Annotated in this window: 10 protein-coding genes and 1 pseudogene; 8 read left to right on the top strand and 3 right to left on the bottom strand. The window is 71.7% G+C overall.

Annotated elements, in window-relative coordinates:
- Positions 1-12 precede the first annotated feature (12 nt).
- Positions 13-1,047 carry an alanine racemase gene (locus tag BG452_RS02245; protein ID WP_188302417.1) on the top strand — a complete coding sequence of 345 codons (1,035 nt, stop codon included), beginning with the start codon at positions 13-15 and terminating at the stop codon, positions 1,045-1,047.
- A gap of 28 nt (positions 1,048-1,075) precedes the next feature.
- Here the strand turns inward: BG452_RS02245 and BG452_RS02240 are convergent, their stop codons facing one another.
- Positions 1,076-2,659 (bottom strand): glycosyltransferase family 87 protein, encoded by a 1,584-nt coding sequence (locus BG452_RS02240; protein ID WP_188302416.1) that lies wholly within the window; start codon positions 2,657-2,659, stop codon positions 1,076-1,078.
- A 173-nt stretch (positions 2,660-2,832) separates the two neighbouring features.
- Positions 2,833-5,454 (bottom strand): transglycosylase domain-containing protein, encoded by a 2,622-nt coding sequence (locus BG452_RS02235; protein WP_188302415.1) that lies wholly within the window; start codon positions 5,452-5,454, stop codon positions 2,833-2,835.
- A gap of 355 nt (positions 5,455-5,809) precedes the next feature.
- On the opposite strand from BG452_RS02235, the gene BG452_RS02230 reads away from it, so the two are divergent.
- From BG452_RS02230 to BG452_RS02210, 5 genes are all read left to right on the top strand, one after another.
- Entirely contained in the window at positions 5,810-6,511 is a 702-nt protein-coding gene (locus tag BG452_RS02230; RefSeq protein ID WP_188302414.1) for a PadR family transcriptional regulator, read from the top strand.
- A gap of 127 nt (positions 6,512-6,638) precedes the next feature.
- Positions 6,639-7,721, top strand: a complete 1,083-nt coding sequence (locus BG452_RS02225; protein ID WP_188302413.1) for an inositol-3-phosphate synthase — start codon at positions 6,639-6,641, stop codon at positions 7,719-7,721.
- A 128-nt stretch (positions 7,722-7,849) separates the two neighbouring features.
- Complete coding sequence (locus BG452_RS02220) at positions 7,850-9,184, top strand: MFS transporter (RefSeq protein WP_317620864.1); 1,335 nt, start codon at positions 7,850-7,852, stop codon at positions 9,182-9,184.
- A 134-nt stretch (positions 9,185-9,318) separates the two neighbouring features.
- On the top strand, positions 9,319-9,969 hold the full coding sequence (locus tag BG452_RS02215) for a hypothetical protein (protein ID WP_188302411.1): 651 nt from the start codon (positions 9,319-9,321) through the stop codon (positions 9,967-9,969).
- Between the two features lie 54 nt (positions 9,970-10,023).
- Complete coding sequence (locus tag BG452_RS02210; protein ID WP_188302410.1) at positions 10,024-11,043, top strand: hypothetical protein; 1,020 nt, start codon at positions 10,024-10,026, stop codon at positions 11,041-11,043.
- A gap of 90 nt (positions 11,044-11,133) precedes the next feature.
- Here BG452_RS02210 and BG452_RS02205 read toward each other — a convergent pair whose 3' ends face one another.
- Positions 11,134-12,558: a CCA tRNA nucleotidyltransferase gene (locus tag BG452_RS02205; protein WP_188302430.1), complete on the bottom strand. Its 1,425-nt coding sequence runs from the start codon at positions 12,556-12,558 to the stop codon at positions 11,134-11,136.
- A 362-nt stretch (positions 12,559-12,920) separates the two neighbouring features.
- Between BG452_RS02205 and BG452_RS02200 the strand changes: the two genes are divergently transcribed.
- Positions 12,921-15,473: a DUF6049 family protein gene (locus BG452_RS02200; protein ID WP_188302409.1), complete on the top strand. Its 2,553-nt coding sequence runs from the start codon at positions 12,921-12,923 to the stop codon at positions 15,471-15,473.
- A gap of 55 nt (positions 15,474-15,528) precedes the next feature.
- Positions 15,529-16,044, top strand: a pseudogene (locus BG452_RS02195) (hypothetical protein); the annotation flags it as partial.

The raw sequence follows: 16,044 nt of genomic DNA, 5'->3' as shown, positions 1-16,044 counted from the left end.
GAGGCTGCCCCGATGACGCTGTCGCTCTACCTCGACACCGAACGCTGGCGCACCCACCAGCGCTCCGTCCTGGCCGAGTTCCCCGGCCTGGTGCCCGTCGCCAAGGGGAACGGCTACGGCCTGGGCAACCACCGGCTGGCCGAGGAGGCGACACTGCTCGGCACCGGTGTGCTGGCCGTCGGCACCGCCTACGAGGCGGCCGACGCCGCCGAGTGGTACGGCGGCGAGCTGCTGGTGCTCACCCCCTACCGGGTCGGTGAGGAGGTGCTCCCGCTGCCGCACGCCCGGGTGATCCGGACGGTCGCCAGCGTGGACGCGCTGCGCTCGCTGCACGGCGCCCGGGTGGTGCTGGAGTGCATGACCACCATGCGCCGGCACGGCGTGAGCGCGGCCGACCTGCGCACCGTCGCCGCCGAGCTGGACGGCGTCTCCTTCGAGGGCCTCGCCCTGCACCTGCCGATGGACCGGCCGGACGGCTCCAGCCCGGTCGAGGAGGTCGTCCACTGGGTGGACACCGCGAAGGCGGCCGGCATCCCGGTGCACACCGTCTTCGTCAGCCACCTCGGCGCGGCCGGCATGGACCAGCTCGCCCAGCGCTACCCGGACACCGTCTTCCGGGCCCGGATCGGCACCCGGCTCTGGCTGGGCGACCACGGCGCGCTGGAGGTCCGGGCCACGGTGCTGGACGTCACCCCGGTGAAGAAGGGCGACCGCTACGGCTACCGCCAGCACCCGGCGCCCTCGGACGGCCACATCCTGGTGGTGGCCGGCGGCACCGCGCACGGCATCGGCCTGGAGGCCCCCAAGTACGTGGCCAGCATGGGCGCGCGCGCCAAGGGCATCGCCCGGGCCGGCCTGGCGACCGTCAACAAGACCAAGTCGCCGTTCCACTGGGCGGGCAAGCAGCTCTGGTTCGCCGAGCCGCCGCACATGCAGGTCTCGCTGCTGTTCCTGGACGGGGAGACCGCGCCCCCAGCGATCGGTGAGGAGCTGGGCCTCCAGGTCCGGCACACCACCACGCACTTCGACCGCGTGGTGGACCGCTGAGCACCCCTGGGTGACGCTCGGCTCGCGGTTACGGCTTCCGCTCGGCCGGCTCCTCGGCTCCTGGCTCCTCCAGCCAGTGATCGAAGGGGCCGGCCGGCGCGTATCCGGCGTAGCTCTCCTCCTCGTGCAGCCGTCGGGCGGCGCCCAGGGTGACCACGTCCGGGGCGTGGTCGAGCACCCCGCCGGAGGGGTCGTCGGTGCCGTCCCAGCGGACCGGGTCGCGGTCCGGGTACAGGGCGTCCCGGACCACCAGCACCACCAGGTAGAGCGTGCCGAGCAGGTGCAGCGCGATCGCGAAGTGGTACCAGGGCTCGCCGATCCCGTGCTGCTTGGGCCCGGTGACGAAGCCCAGGTGGGACCAGATGCCCAGGGTGTACAGCACCTCGCAGGCCTGCCAGATCAGCAGGTCCCGCCAGCGCGGCCGGGCCAGCGCCGCGAGCGGCAGCAGCCAGAGCGCGTACTGCGGCGAGTACACCTTGTTGACCAGCACGAACAGCGCGACCACCAGGAAGGCCAGCTGCGCGAACCGCGGCCGGCGGGGCGCCGCGAGGCCGAGCCACGCTATGGCCGCGCAGCCCAGCACCATCAGCACGCCGATGTAGAGGTCGAGGTCGGCCAGCCCCACCCCGCGGTTCTGCATCAGGATCAGCCAGAACGAGCCGTAGTCCTCGCCGCGGTGCTTGCTGAAGACGTAGAAGGTCGACCAGCCCTGCCAGTTGGCCAGCATGATCGGCAGGTTGACCAGCAGCCAGGAGCCGACCGCGCCGCCGAGCACCACCCGGAACTCGCGCCACTTCCCGGCCCGCCAGCAGAGCACCAGCAGCGGGCCGATCAGCAGCAGCGGGTAGAGCTTGGCGGCGGTGGCCAGGCCGATGAAGACGCCGGCCCAGCCCGGCCGGGAGCGGGCCCACCAGGCCATCGCCACGGCGGCCAGGGCGACCGCGAGGAGGTCCCAGTTGACCGTGCCGTTGAGCAGCAGGATCGGCGAGAGCGCGAACAGCATCGCGTCCCAGGGGCGGCGGCGGTGGGTGCGCGAGAGCGCGACCGCGGCGACCACGGCGCAGGCCATCAGCAGGCCGGCGTTGATCGCCCAGAACCACTGCTCCTGGGCCTGCTCGGTGCCGCCGCCGGGCGTCAGCCAGGCCGCGACCTGCATGAACAGCCCGGTCAGCACCGGGTACTCCAGGTACTGGAGGTCCCCCGTGGTGCCCGGGATCCGGTCCACGTACGGGTGCAGCCCGGCCGCGAAGCCGCGGCCGGAGTACAGGTGCGGGATGTCGCTGTAGCAGGCGTGGATGTACTGCGGCGAGCCCGGCTGGAACCAGGCCTGGTCGTAGCAGGGCAGGTTGTGCACCATGCCGAGCGCCGAGACCACGATCACTGCCAGCGCCAGGACGCGCACCGGGATCCACCAGGAGACGCCGAGCAGCGCCCGCCGCCCGGGCGGGCCGCCGAACACCTCGCTGCCGGCCGCCGCCACCCGGTCCTCGTCGGCCGGGACGACCACGGTGTCGACCGGGGGCACGGCCGTGGCCACGGCTGCCGGGAGGGGCCCTGCCGCGCCGTCGGGCCCGTACGGGCCGGCGGGTTCGTCACGATCGCTCGACGTCATGCCGGACATCCTGCCGCACCCGGTGCGCCGGGACGAGGAGGACCCCGCGGTGGTCCGGTGGTGCGGGTGGGGCGTGCGCGGCGAATCGTGACGAAAACGGCGGTGGCGGCCCTCCGAGGAGGACCGCCACCGCCGTTCTACCGTCTCACCGTCCCAGCGGCCGGACCGGGCTGCTACCCGGCCGCTCCGCCGGCCTGTGGGCCGCCGGTGCCGCTCGGAGTCGGCTTGCCCGGCTTGCCGGTGTTGCCGCCCGATGTGCTGCCGTCGGTCGGCGACTGGGTCGGCGGGCAGTTGACCAGCGGGATGCAGTTGCTGGTCGACGGCTTGGGGGTGTGGCTGGGCGGCGGGGTCGGCTGGCAGTCCACGCCCGGCACGCAGTTCCCGCCCTGGCTGGGCTGGGTCGGCTGCTGGGTCGGCTGCTGGACCGGCGCCTGGGTCTGTGCCGGGGCGCTGGGCATCTCCGTCGCGGTCTGGGTGGGGGTCGCGGAGACCGTGGACGGCGCGCCGGAGGAGTCCACCTCGGTGCCGACCGGCTGCGGGGTCGGGAAGTCCATCTTCTTCTCGTTGGCCAGCGCGGCCTTCATGTACCGGGTGAAGATGTCGGTGGGGATGTCACCACCGTGGATGGACTCCTTGCCGCCGGTGCCGTTGAGGGACTCCCGGTCGTGCTTGCTCGGGTCCTCGCGCCACATCGCGACGCTGGTGACCAGCTGCGGGGTGTAGCCGACCCACCAGGCCGACTTGTTCTGGTCGGTGGTACCGGTCTTGCCGGCCACCGGGCGGCCCAGGCTGTTGGTCTTCGTACCGGTACCGTTCTTGGCCACGTTCACCAGCACGTCGGTGACGTTGTCGGCGACGGCCGGCTCCAGCGCCACCTTGACGTCCTTCTTGCCGAAGCCCGGGCGCTCCGTGCCGTTCACCTCGACCTTGGTGACCGAGTAGGGCTCGGCCTCCTTGCCGCTGGCGGCCAGGGTGCCGTAGCCGGTGGCCATCCGGATCGGGCTGATGGTGGAGGTGCCGAGCGGGAAGGTCGCGGTCTTCGGGTCGGCCAGGCTGTCCCGCTTGATGCCCATCTGCACGGCCATGTCGGCCACCGCGGGGCCGCCGACGTCCTGGTTGAGCTGGACGAAGGGCACGTTGTACGACCACTGCATGGCCTGCCGCAGCGAGACGTAGCCGCGCTTGCCGGAGTCCTCGTTCTTCTGCCGGTAGGGCTTGCCGTCGTCGCCGATCACCAGCGAGCCGTCCGGCTTGCGGATCTCGGACATGTCGTCGGCGAGGTAGCGGCTGTCGGCGTTGATCCGCTTCGGCTTGCCGTCGCTGTCCTTCGCGGTCTGCACACCGACCTGCATCGCGGTGGCCAGCACGAAGGGCTTGAAGGTCGAGCCGACCTGGACACCGCCGGCGTTGGCGTTGTTGTCGAAGTGGCCGTTCTCCACGCCGTCGCCGCCGTAGATCGCGACCATCGCACCGTCACCGGGGCGGATGCTGGCGGCGCCGAACTGGACGAAGGTGTCGTTGTTGGGGCGCTTCTGCGCGTCGAGGTTCTCGGCCTTGACGTCGTCGACGGCCTTCTTCAGGGCGTCGACCTTGTCCTTCTCGAAGGTGGTGTAGATCTTCAGACCACCCTTGTCGATCATCTGCTGGGTGACCGACTTGTCGGTGGTCATCACGTACTGGTTGGCGGTGTCGACCAGGTAGCTGATCTCACCGTTCATGTTGGTGCTGGGCTTCAGCGCGATCGGCTCGGGGAAGGTGGTGCACTTCGCCCGCTCCTCCGCAGTGGCGTTGTGGGTGATCACCATCCGGTCCAGGATCCACTTCCACCGCTCCACGGCGCGGTCGTGGTTGGCCGGCTTGGAGGGGTCGTAGTAGTTCGCGCCCTTCAGCAGTCCGGCCAGCATCGCGCTCTGACAGAGGTTCAGGTCCTTGGCGTTGACCCCGTAGTACGCCTGGGCCGCGGCCTGGGCGCCGTTGGCGTTGCGGCCGAACCAGCTGGTGTTGAGGTAGCCCTTGAGGATGTCGTCCTTGCTCTTCTGCTGATTGATCTTCAGCGTGATGAAGAACTCCTTCAGCTTGCGGCTGATGGTCTGTTCCTGGCTCAGGTAGGCGTTCTTCACGTACTGCTGGGTGATCGTCGAGGCGCCCTGGGTCTCACCGCCCTTCGCCATGTTGTAGACGGCGCGCAGCATGCCCTTGGGGTCGATGCCGCTGTCGGTGCGGAAGGTCTCGTTCTCCGCCGAGATGACGGCGTTCTGCAGGGTGGGGTTGATGTCGCCGAGTTCGACGATCTGACGGTTGGTGTCGCCCTTGCGGGTCATCTCCGAGCCGTCGGCCCAGTAGTAGATGGTGTTCTGTTCCTTCACCAGGTCCTTGAGGTCCGGGACTGTCGTGGTCTGGTACAGGTAGAACACGCCGCCCACGCCCATGGCGAAGAACAGCAGGAAGACGCTGAACACCAGCTTCCAGGAGGGCAGCCAGCGCCGGATGCCGCTCTTGCCGAACCGCGGGTAGTCGATGAAGCGCTTCTTGCCGGGGCCGGCCGCCGCTGCGGCGGAAGCGGCGGCGTCGCCGCGCCGGCCACCGCCCTTGCCCTTCTTCTGCGCGGCCTTGCGCATCTCGGCACGGCCCATCCGGGGTTGCTGGGCGGTCTCCCGGACCCCCGGCTGGCGTCGACGGCCGATCCCTTCCGAGCCCAGTTCGTCGGGGCCGGGGCCGCCCCGACGGCCTCCGCCACCCGGCGGCTGCTGCCCGTCACCGCCCTGGTCGGGCGTCCTTCGCCGTCGCTCGCTCATGTTTCCAGCCACTCCTCGCCAGGCCTGGTCGGCCTGAAGGCAGGGTTCCCTGTCCGATGCTCGGACCGCCCTAACCCCGGAGGTTGGTCCTCGTGCACACGCGACAGCGTACGCAGCAGTGAATCCGAACTAATCGGGCATCAGTCGCCAATAACCGCAAAACGGCGTCAGATCATTACACGCCCGTTGCCAAGCCCACCCGCGCGTCGGCTTGTGATCACATTCACGCGTGCCCCCCTTGCCCCTTCCGAGGGTCCGGTTTACTGTTCTCGATATATCGAGCCGATACATCGAAGCGGTATACCCGCCGATGCAGCGGCCGGAGCGACGGTCGAGAGGGAGGAGGAGGACGGCAGTGGGCAGGCGCTCAGGAGTGCTGGAGTTCGCCGTTCTCGGTCTGCTCCATGACGCCCCGATGCATGGCTACGAGCTGCGCAAGCGGCTCAACATCCTGCTCGGAGCGCTGCGGGCGCTCTCCTACGGAACGCTCTACCCGTGCCTGAAGAGCCTGGTCGCCCAGGGTTTCCTGGTCGAGGACAACCCGGACGTCGAGTACGTCCCGGCCACCGCGCTCAACGGCAAGCGGTCGAAGATCGTCTACCGGCTGTCCGCCGAGGGGAAGCAGCGCTTCGAGGAGCTGCTCGCCGACTCCGGTCCGGACGCCTGGGAGGACGAGCGCTTCGGCGTCCACTTCGCCTTCTTCGGCCAGACCGACCGGGCCGTGCGGATGCGCGTCCTGGAGGGTCGCCGCAGCCGGCTGGAGGAGCGCCTGGAGCGGATGCGCAGCTCGCTGGCCCGCGCCCGCGAACGGTTCGACGACTACACCGTCGAACTCCAGCGGCACGGACTGGAGTCGGTGGAACGCGAGGTCCGGTGGCTCAACGAGCTGATCGAGACCGAGCGGGCCAACCGCACCGGCCGGCCCGGGCCCGCTGCTGACGGGAACACCACCGCCGTACCCCACACGACTTCGGACGGCCGTGGCCAGGAGACCGGGTCCCCCGACCCGTCCGGGCCACCGTACGACCGCCCGGGGCGCTCCGCCCAGGAGCGCTGACGCCGCGCCAGCCCCGTGCCGCGCGGCAGGAGTGGGCGCCTCGCGCCCGTACAAGCAGTCATTCGAAGAAGCAGGACGAGTGCCGTCGGCCATGACGGCCCTCATGAGATCACAGGGAGCAACCGGAATGGGTTCGGTTCGCGTAGCCATCGTGGGCGTGGGCAACTGCGCCGCGTCGCTGGTGCAGGGTGTCGAGTACTACAAGGACGCCGACCCGGCCGGCAAGGTCCCCGGGCTGATGCACGTCCAGTTCGGTGACTACCACGTCCGTGACGTGGAGTTCGTCGCCGCCTTCGACGTCGACGCCAAGAAGGTCGGCTTCGACCTGGCCGACGCCATCGGCAGCAGCGAGAACAACACCATCAAGATCTGCGACGTCCCGCCGACCGGCGTGACCGTCCAGCGCGGCCACACCCTCGACGGCCTGGGCAAGTACTACCTGGAGACCATCGAGGAGTCGGACGAGGCTCCGGCCGACGTCGTCCAGGTCCTCAAGGACAAGCAGGTCGACGTCCTGGTCTGCTACCTGCCCGTCGGTTCCGAGAAGGCCGCCAAGTTCTACGCCCAGTGCGCCATCGACGCCAAGGTCGCCTTCGTGAACGCCCTGCCGGTGTTCATCGCGGGCACCAAGGAGTGGGCGGACAAGTTCACCGAGGCCGGCGTGCCGATCGTCGGTGACGACATCAAGTCCCAGGTCGGCGCCACCATCACGCACCGCGTGATGGCCAAGCTGTTCGAGGACCGCGGTGTCATCCTCGAGCGCACCATGCAGCTGAACGTCGGCGGCAACATGGACTTCAAGAACATGCTCGAGCGCGAGCGCCTGGAGTCCAAGAAGATCTCCAAGACCCAGGCCGTCACCTCGCAGATCCGCGACCGCGAGCTGGGTGCCCGGAACGTCCACATCGGTCCCTCGGACTACGTGGCCTGGCTGGACGACCGCAAGTGGGCCTACGTCCGCCTGGAGGGTCGCGCGTTCGGCGACGTCCCGCTGAACCTGGAGTACAAGCTCGAGGTCTGGGACTCCCCGAACTCGGCCGGTGTCATCATCGACGCCGTCCGCGCCGCGAAGATCGCCAAGGACCGTGGCATCGGTGGCCCGATCCTGTCGGCCTCCTCGTACTTCATGAAGTCCCCGCCGGTCCAGTACTTCGACGACGAGGCCAAGGAGAACGTCGAGAAGTTCATCCGCGGCGAGGTCGAGCGCTGAGCTGAGCCGGCCGCTCCTGGCCGCTAGCTCGTCCGAAGGGCCCACGATCATCCGATCGTGGGCCCTTCACGTTTCCGTGGCGAATGTTTCACGTGAAACGGCGACCGGTTCCATGGCACCCTGAGCGGGTGGCGATCACCGAGAACGGCAGCACCCACCAGTCCGCGCACCGCGCCACGCTCCTCGGTCTGCTCCGCGGCCGGGACTTCCGCCGGCTGCTGACCGCCCGGGTGCTCTCCCAACTCTCCGACGGCGTCTTCCAGGTCTCGCTCGCGGCCTACGTGGTCTTCTCCCCGGAGAAGCAGTCCTCCCCCGCCGACATCGCCTCGGTGCTGGCCGTGATGCTGCTGCCGTTCTCGGTGATCGGCCCGTTCGCCGGGGTGCTGCTGGACCGTTGGCGCCGTCGCCAGGTGCTCTACTTCGGCAACCTGGCCCGCTTCGGCCTGGGCCTGGGCACCGGCGCGCTGCTCCTGGCCAAGGCGCCGACCTGGCTGTTCTTCGCCTCGGCGCTGCTGGTCACCGCGCTCAACCGGTTCATCCTGGCCGGGCTGTCCGCCGCGCTGCCCCGGGTGGTCGAGCAGGACCGGCTGGTCACCGCCAACGCCCTCTCCCCCACCCTCGGGACGGTCGCCGCCGCCCTGGGCGGGGGCCTCGGCTTCCTGCTGCACCAGGTGATGGCCCCCGGGCCGAAGGCGGACGCCGCACTGGTCACCGTCGCCTCACTGCTCTACCTCTCGGCCGCGCTGGCCGCCCGCCGGATGGACCGCGACCTGCTCGGCCCGGAGCGGCACGGCGAACGGCCCGCGCTCGGCCAGGCCCTGGTGCGGGCCGCCGTCGAACTCGGCGCCGCCGTCCGCCACCTGGTCCGGGACTGCCGCCCCGCCGTGCACGCGCTGGCCGCCGTCACCGCGGCCCGGTTCTGCTACGGGGTGCTGATCGTGGTCGTGGTGATGCTCGCCCGGTACACCTTCAACGACCCGGCCGACAGCGCCGCCGGACTGGCCACCCTCGGCCAGGCGGTCGGGCTGTCGGCCGCCGGCTTCTTCGTCGCCGCGTTGATCAGCCCCTGGTGCACCCGCCGGCTGGGCCTGGCCGGCTGGATGACGGTCTGCCTGCTCGCCCCGGTGCTCTTCGTCCCCGCACTGGGCCTGTTCTTCGCCCCGGTCCCCTGCCTGCTGGCCGCCCTGCTGCTCGGGGTGGTCACCCAGGGCACCAAGATCTGCGCCGACACCGTGGTGCAGGAGTCGGTCGAGGACGAGTTCCGCGGCCGGGTCTTCGCCATCTACGACGTGCTGTTCAACGTCGCCTTCGTGGCCGCCGCCCTGGTCACCGCGCTGGTGCTGCCGCTGTCCGGCCGCTCGGTCACGGTGGTCACCGGGGTGGCCGTGGTGTACGCGCTGACCGCCGTCCTCTACCTGCGGGCCGCCCGGCGGTCCGGGCCGCTCCCCGGCGACGCCCACTGACACCGCCCGGTAGCGGAATCGAAACCACCTCGTCCCGAAACCCCGTGCGACCGCCGGACCGATTGCGTCCGACCCGGTCGCTAAGGTACGTAAACCTGTCGGAACGACAGCACTCGGTCTCGGGGGACGAACTGATGAGCACACCGACGGGCCCGTACGGGCCGCCGCAGACCGCCGCGCCCGGGTTCGGTCCGCCCCCGCCGTCCTACCCCCAGGCGCCGTACGGGCAGCAGCCACCCGCCCAGCAGCCGTACGCCCCGGGCCCGTACGGACCGCCGCCCCAGGCCCAGCCGCCGTACGGCCAACAGCCCTACGGACAAACGCCGTACGGCCAGCAGCCCTACGGGCAGGCGCCGTACGGCCAGCAGCCGCCCGCCGGGCCGTACGGCCACCCCCAGCCCGGCGCGGCATCCCCGGCACCGCCCGCCAAGCGCGGCATCCGGTCCAAGCTGCGGATCGTCGGTGCGATCGGCGGCTGCGTCGCGCTCGCGGTCGGCTACTTCGTCGCCGGCCCGAGCGTCAGCAGCGCCAAGCCCGGCGACTGCGTCCAGGTGAGCGGCTCCCGCGACATCTCGATCGTCAACTGCACTGACCGCAAAGCGAATTACAAGGTGCTGTCGAAGTTCACCGACACCACCGACGTGACCCGCTGCCGGCAGACCCCGCAGACCACCAGCACCGTCTCGGGCAAGAGCGGGCGCCGGTGGAACAAGAAGCGGTACGTGCTCTGCCTCGGCCCACTGACCCCCACCACCACCGGCTACCCGCCGGTGAAGAAGTCCTGACCCTTCCACCGACCTTCCCCGGGGGACCCCTTGTCCGCTCCGCCTCCACCCCAGATGCCCTACGGCCCGCCACCCGGTGACGGCAGCCCGTACGCCGGCGGCCCGTACGGCTCGCCGCCCCCGCCCCCGCCCGGCTACGGCTACCCGAGCGCCCCGCCGCCGGAGCAGCCGTACGGCGCCCAGCCGCCCGGCTACGGGTACGGCTACGGGCCCAACGTCCCGGGCTGGCAGGCGCAGCCCGCCCCGATGGACGGCGAGACCTGCCGGTTCTGCGGCGGCTTCCCCGCCGTGCGCGCCACCGTCCGCGGCCACCAGGGCCTGATAGTCGCCTTCCGGATGCTGCGGATGCACGGCCCCTTCTGCCGCACCTGCGGGACGGCCACCGTCCGCGACATGTCCGCCCGGACGCTCGTCCAGGGCTGGTGGAGCTGGGTCTCGCCGCTGCTGACCCTGATCACCCTGCTGCTGAACCTCGGCGCCAACAGCCGGATCAAGCAGCTGCCACCGCCCATGCCGGGCACCCACGGCCCCCAGCTCGACCCGGGCACCCCGCTGGGCAGCCGCCCCCACATCGCGATGCTGCTGGTGCCGGTCTCCCTGCTGACCACCGGCATCCTGGTGGTCACCGGCGTGATCGGCCCGAAGAACGACCCCGGCACCCCGATCGGCTCCTCGACGCCGACCAACACCACGGCGTACTCGCCGTCGCCGCTGCCGATGCCCACCTACAGCTACACCCCGCCGCCGCTGGTGCCGATGCCGAGCTTCACCATGCCGAGCATCACCCTGCCGCCGCCCGCCACCCCGGCCAAGGACGACGTCGACAGCGCCGGCGTCGGTGACTGCCTGCGCAACGAGAACAGCGCCGGCGCGACCTCCGACGACCACCCGAAGATCACCGTGCTGCCCTGCACCGACCCCAAGGCCCAGTACAAGGTGGTCTTCAAGTACCTCGCCACCTCGGACGAGAAGGTCTGCCAGAAGCAGCCGAAGTCGGACAGCACCTACACCCGCACCTACACCAAGCTCCCCTCGCTGGACTACGTGCTCTGCCTGAAGCACGTCAACAGCTGACCGGACGCGAGCGGCGGCCACCCCCTCGGTGAGGAGATGACCGCCGCTCGTCGTCGTGGGGCGCCCCGTCGTCGCGGGGCGCCGCCCCGGTCAGCCCTGCTGCGCGGCCCACCACGCCCGCAGGGCCGCGACCGCCTCGTCGGGCTCCATCGGCCCGTGCTCCAGCCGCAGTTCGAGCATGTGCTTGTACGCCTTGCCGACCTGCGGGCCCGGCTTCAGCCCGAGCAGCTCCATGATCTGGTTGCCGTCCAGCGCCGGGCGGATGGCGTCCAGCTCCTCCCGCGCCTGCAGCTCGGCGATCCGCGACTCCAGGCCGTCGTAGGTGCGCGACAGCGCGGCGGCCTTCTTCTTGTTGCGGGTGGTGCAGTCGGAGCGGGTCAGCTTGTGCAGGCGCTCCAGCAGCGGCCCGGCGTCGGTGACGTAGCGGCGCACCGCGGAGTCGGTCCACTCGCCGCCGCCGTAGCCGTGGAAGCGCAGGTGCAGCTCGACCAGGCGCGAGACGTCCTCAGTGAGCTCCTTGGAGTACTTGAGCTCGCGCATCCGCTTGCGGGTCATCTTGGCGCCGACCACCTCGTGGTGGTGGAAGGAGACCCGGCCGTCCGTCTCGAACCGGCGGGTGCGCGGCTTGCCGATGTCGTGCAGCAGCGCGGCCAGCCGCAGGGTGAGGTCCGGGCCGTCCTGCTCCAGGTCGATGGCCTGCTCCAGGACGGTCAGCGAGTGCTCGTAGACGTCCTTGTGCCGGTGGTGCTCGTCGCTCTCCAGCTGCAGCGCGGGCAGCTCCGGCAGCACGTACCCGGCCAGGCCGGTGTCGGTCAGCAGCCGCAGGCCCTTCACCGGGTGCGCGGCCAGCAGCAGCTTGTTCAGCTCGGCCTGTACCCGCTCGGCGGAGACGATGGTGATCCGCTCGGCCATCGCGGTCATCGCGGCGACCACCTCGGGCGCCGGCTCGAAGTCCAGCTGGGCGGCGAAGCGGGCGGCCCGCATCATCCGCAGCGGGTCGTCGGAGAAGGACTCCTCCGGCGTGGCGGGGGTGCGCAGCACCCGGGCCTCCAGGTCCTCCAGGCCGTGGTGCGGGTCGACGAAGCCGCGGCCGGGCAGGTCGACGGCCATCGCGTTGACCGTGAAGTCCCGGCGGACCAGGTCCTGCTCGATGGTGTCGCCGTAGGTCACCTCGGGCTTGCGGGAGGTGCGGTCGTACGCCTCGGAGCGGTAGGTGGTGATCTCGATCAGGAAGGAGCCCTCGGCGGTGTCCTTGCGGGCGCCGACGGTGCCGAAGGCGATGCCCACGTCCCAGACCGCGTCCGCCCAGCCCTTGACCAGCTTGAGCACCTGCTGCGGCCGGGCGTCGGTGGTGAAGTCCAGGTCGTTGCCGAGCCGGCCGAGCAGCGCGTCCCGCACCGAGCCGCCGACCAGGGCCAGCCGGTGACCGGCGGCCTGGAACCTGCGGGCGATCTCGTCGGCGACCGGCGACACCCGCAGCAGCTCTTGCAGCCCCAGGGCCTGGGCCTCGCTCAGGCCTGGGACGACCTGGACGTCGGTGCTGGAACGATCGGTGCGCGCGGTGGGCTCATTGGCAGTGGACACGGCTCACAAGGGTACGTGCCCCGGAAGGTCAACCGCCCGCGCGTTTTGGGCGTCTCACCCCACAGCCCGCAACACTGCACCCCAGGCTGGATCGTTACCATGCCGGTGGACGAAGCGCGGACACCGGAACCGGGGATGCGGTGTCGCGTGCCGCCGTGCCGACGGAACCCTCCGCGGCAGCAGGGTGGCGTACGGCGTCGGGCGAGGAACGTCGAGCAGGGAACATCCGGCAACCGCGCCGGACGGACAGCATCAGCAGCGAGCGATCGAACAGAACGGCGAGGGCGAAACGAGTGAGTGAGCCGGCACGGCACTCGGGCCTGGGGGCACACCGACAGCCTGGACGGACCGCTGGTCCCACCGGGCGTCCCACCGACGGGCTGCGCCACCGCGGCCGAGCCCGCCGCCTCGCCGCCGCCTGCGCGGCCGCCCTGGCCCTGTTCACGGCCGCCCCCGCGATGGCGCTGCCGGCCGGCGGCAACATCAGCCCGGCCGCCGACGCCGCGGCCACCGCGGAGTACCCGGTGGTACTGACCATCGAGACGGTCACCCCGCAGCTCGCCACCCAGAACGGCACGGTGTCCGTCACCGGCCACGTCACCAACTCCGGCAAGTCCGCGCTCAAGGGCGCCCACGCGGCGGTCCGCAAGCCGGCCTCCAGCAAGCCCCTCCAGCGGCGCAGCGAACTCCAGGGCGTGGCCACCAGGAGCGCACCGAGGGGCGACGACGGCATAGAGCTGGACAGCCCGCAGTACGCCCTGCCCGAGCTGAACCCGGGCCAGAGCCAGGCGTACGCCCTGAGCGTCGCCGTGAGCGACCTCGGGCTGTCCGAGAGCGGCGTCTACGAGCTCGCGGTGGACGCCTGGGGCGCGACCGCCGACAACCCGCGCGACCGGGCCCTGGGCATCGCCCGCACCTTCCTGCCCTACACCCAGGGCAGCACCGAGGCCCAGCCGACCAAGGTCGCCACGCTCTGGCCGCTGGTGCACGCGCCGGTGCTGGCCGCGCAGACCTTCACCGACGGCGACCAGACCGTCCCGGTGCTGCGCGACGACAGCCTGGCCGCCGACTTCGCGCCGGGCGGCCGGCTGTACGAGCTGGTCGACACCGGCGCCAAGCTGAACGGGCTGACCTGGATGGTCGACCCGGACCTGCTGGACGCCGCGTTCGCGATGACCAAGGGCTACCGGGTGCAGAAGCCGGGCAGCGAGTCCTCGGGCAAGTCCGCCCGCGAGGACAACACCGTCCCGCGCCCCGCCTCGGCCGCCGCCGACGCCTGGCTGAACAAGCTGCGGGCGGCCGTCGCCAAGCAGGGCGACCAGGTCGTCGCCCTGCCGTACGCCGACCCGGACCTCGCCTCGATCGCGCACAACGGCGCGGACCTCGCCGGCATGGGCACCGCCCTGAACAAGGCGTCCACCGCCGGCCGGCTGACCGTCGAGGGCCGGCTCTCCGTGGACACCCGCTCCGACGTGGCCTGGCCCTACCAGGGCTACCTCGACCAGCAGATCGCCGGCATCGCCCGGCAGGCCGGCAGCAGCCTGGTGCTGGCCAACGGCGCGAGCATGCCGGAGCCGGACTCGGTCAACTACACCCCGACCGCGGTGCGCCCGATCGGCAACGGGCAGAGCGCCGTGGTCGCCGACGACACCGTCTCCACGCTCTTCCAGAGGGACCTGAGCACCCCGAAGGACCAGAGCGAGGTGACCCAGCGCTTCCTCGCCGAGACCTTCGCGATCACCCACGAGCAGCCGCAGAACCAGCGCGGCCTGCTGGTCATGCCGCCGCGCGACCTGACCGCCAACACCGCCAAGGTGCTGGCGGGCGCCCTGCAGACGGCCTCCGACAAGTGGCTGACCCCGGTGAAGCTGGACGCGCTGGCCCAGTCCGCGCCGGACCCGAAGGCCAACACCACCGTCCCGTCGCCCGCCGACTACCCGACCCAGGCCCGGGCCTCCGAGCTGCCGGCCGACGCCCTGAGCCGCACCGACGGCATCCAGCAGGACCTGGACACCCTGATGCGGGTGCTCACCCTGCCGCAGCGCGTCCGCGGCCCGTTCAGCGCGGCCATGGTCCGCTCGCTGTCCACCGAGTGGCGCACCCAGGCCCCGGCCGGCGAGCCCTACCGCACGGGCGTCTCCACCTACCTGAGCGAGCTCATCGGCGCCGTCCAGGTACCCAAGAAGAACGTGGTCACGCTGGCCGCGAACACCGGCCAGATCCAGGTCAGCGTGCGCAACGACCTCACCCAGACGGTCACCAACCTGCAGCTGCGGCTCACCTCGGTCCAGCCGAACAGGCTGTGGGTCGGCAGGCCGGAGGAGCTGGTCCTCCCTGCCTCGCAGAGCGTCACCCTGCGCTTCAACGCCGAGGCCCGCAACAACGGCCCGGTCACCATGATCGCCCAGCTGTACACCAGCGGCCCCGACCCGCGGCCCTACGGCGAACCCCAGGCCTTCACGGTCGAGGTCACCTCGGTGACCAACGGGGTGCTGTACGTCTTCGCCGGCGCCGCCGTGCTGCTGGTGCTGGCCGCGCTGCGCTTCGTCCGCCAGCGCAAGCGCCACGGCGGCCGGCCGCACGAGGACGGCGACCAGCCGGTCGACGACGGCCCGGCCACGGACGGCCCGGGGGGCGCCGCCGAGGCCGAGCCCACCGACCCGGACGCCGACCCGGACGCCGACCCGGACGCCGCCGCGGGTGACACCGCCGGCGACACCGCCGAGGCCACCGCCGAGAAGCCCGGACCGAACGGCTCCACGGGCGGCGGTCCCGCGCAGACACCGCGCGCCAGCAGCCCGGATGGCCGGGATCGGACCGCCAGTGATGAGAAGGTTGGTCCTTGATACCGCCGACCCCCCGCAACGCCGGGCCGGCCTCCCCCGACAGCGAAGAGGTGACATGACCGGGCGCAGCGAGGAGCGGCCGCCGGGCCGCGGTGAGAGCCGGCCGGGCGCCGAGTCGCCGTCCGGCGACTGGTACGTGGCCGACACCTACGCCCAGGACCCGTACGCCGCGGAGGCGTACGGAGCCCAGCAGGACGGCCAGGACCCGTACGGTCTGCAGGCCGGACGGCCCGCCGCGGCGCCGCCGCCGGTCACCGCGTACGACGTGCCGCCACAGCTGCCGCCGCAGGGCGGCGGCTACCCGACGCCGGTGCCCTCGGCGCCGTTCTCGGCCCCGGTGCCTCCCGTGCAGCCCGGCTGGGACACCCCGGTGCAGGCCGGCTGGCCGCAGCAGGCCGCCCCGGCTCCGGCCCCGGTCCAGTGGGGCGGCGCCGAGCAGCCCCAGCCGCAGTGGCAGCCCGGCCCGGCGCACTCCACCTGGGACAGCGAGACCACCGAGTACGTGGGAGTGGACGCCCTGTTCGGCGGCCACCAGCCCGAGGCCGCGGCCCAGCCGCCGGTGCCCCCGCCC

Source organism: Streptomyces sp. CBMA123 (assembly GCF_014596465.1).
Taxonomy (GTDB): Bacteria; Actinomycetota; Actinomycetes; order Streptomycetales; family Streptomycetaceae; genus Kitasatospora.
The sequence above is the reverse complement of the archived record's forward strand: the minus strand, read 5'-3'. Positions and strand labels throughout refer to the sequence as shown.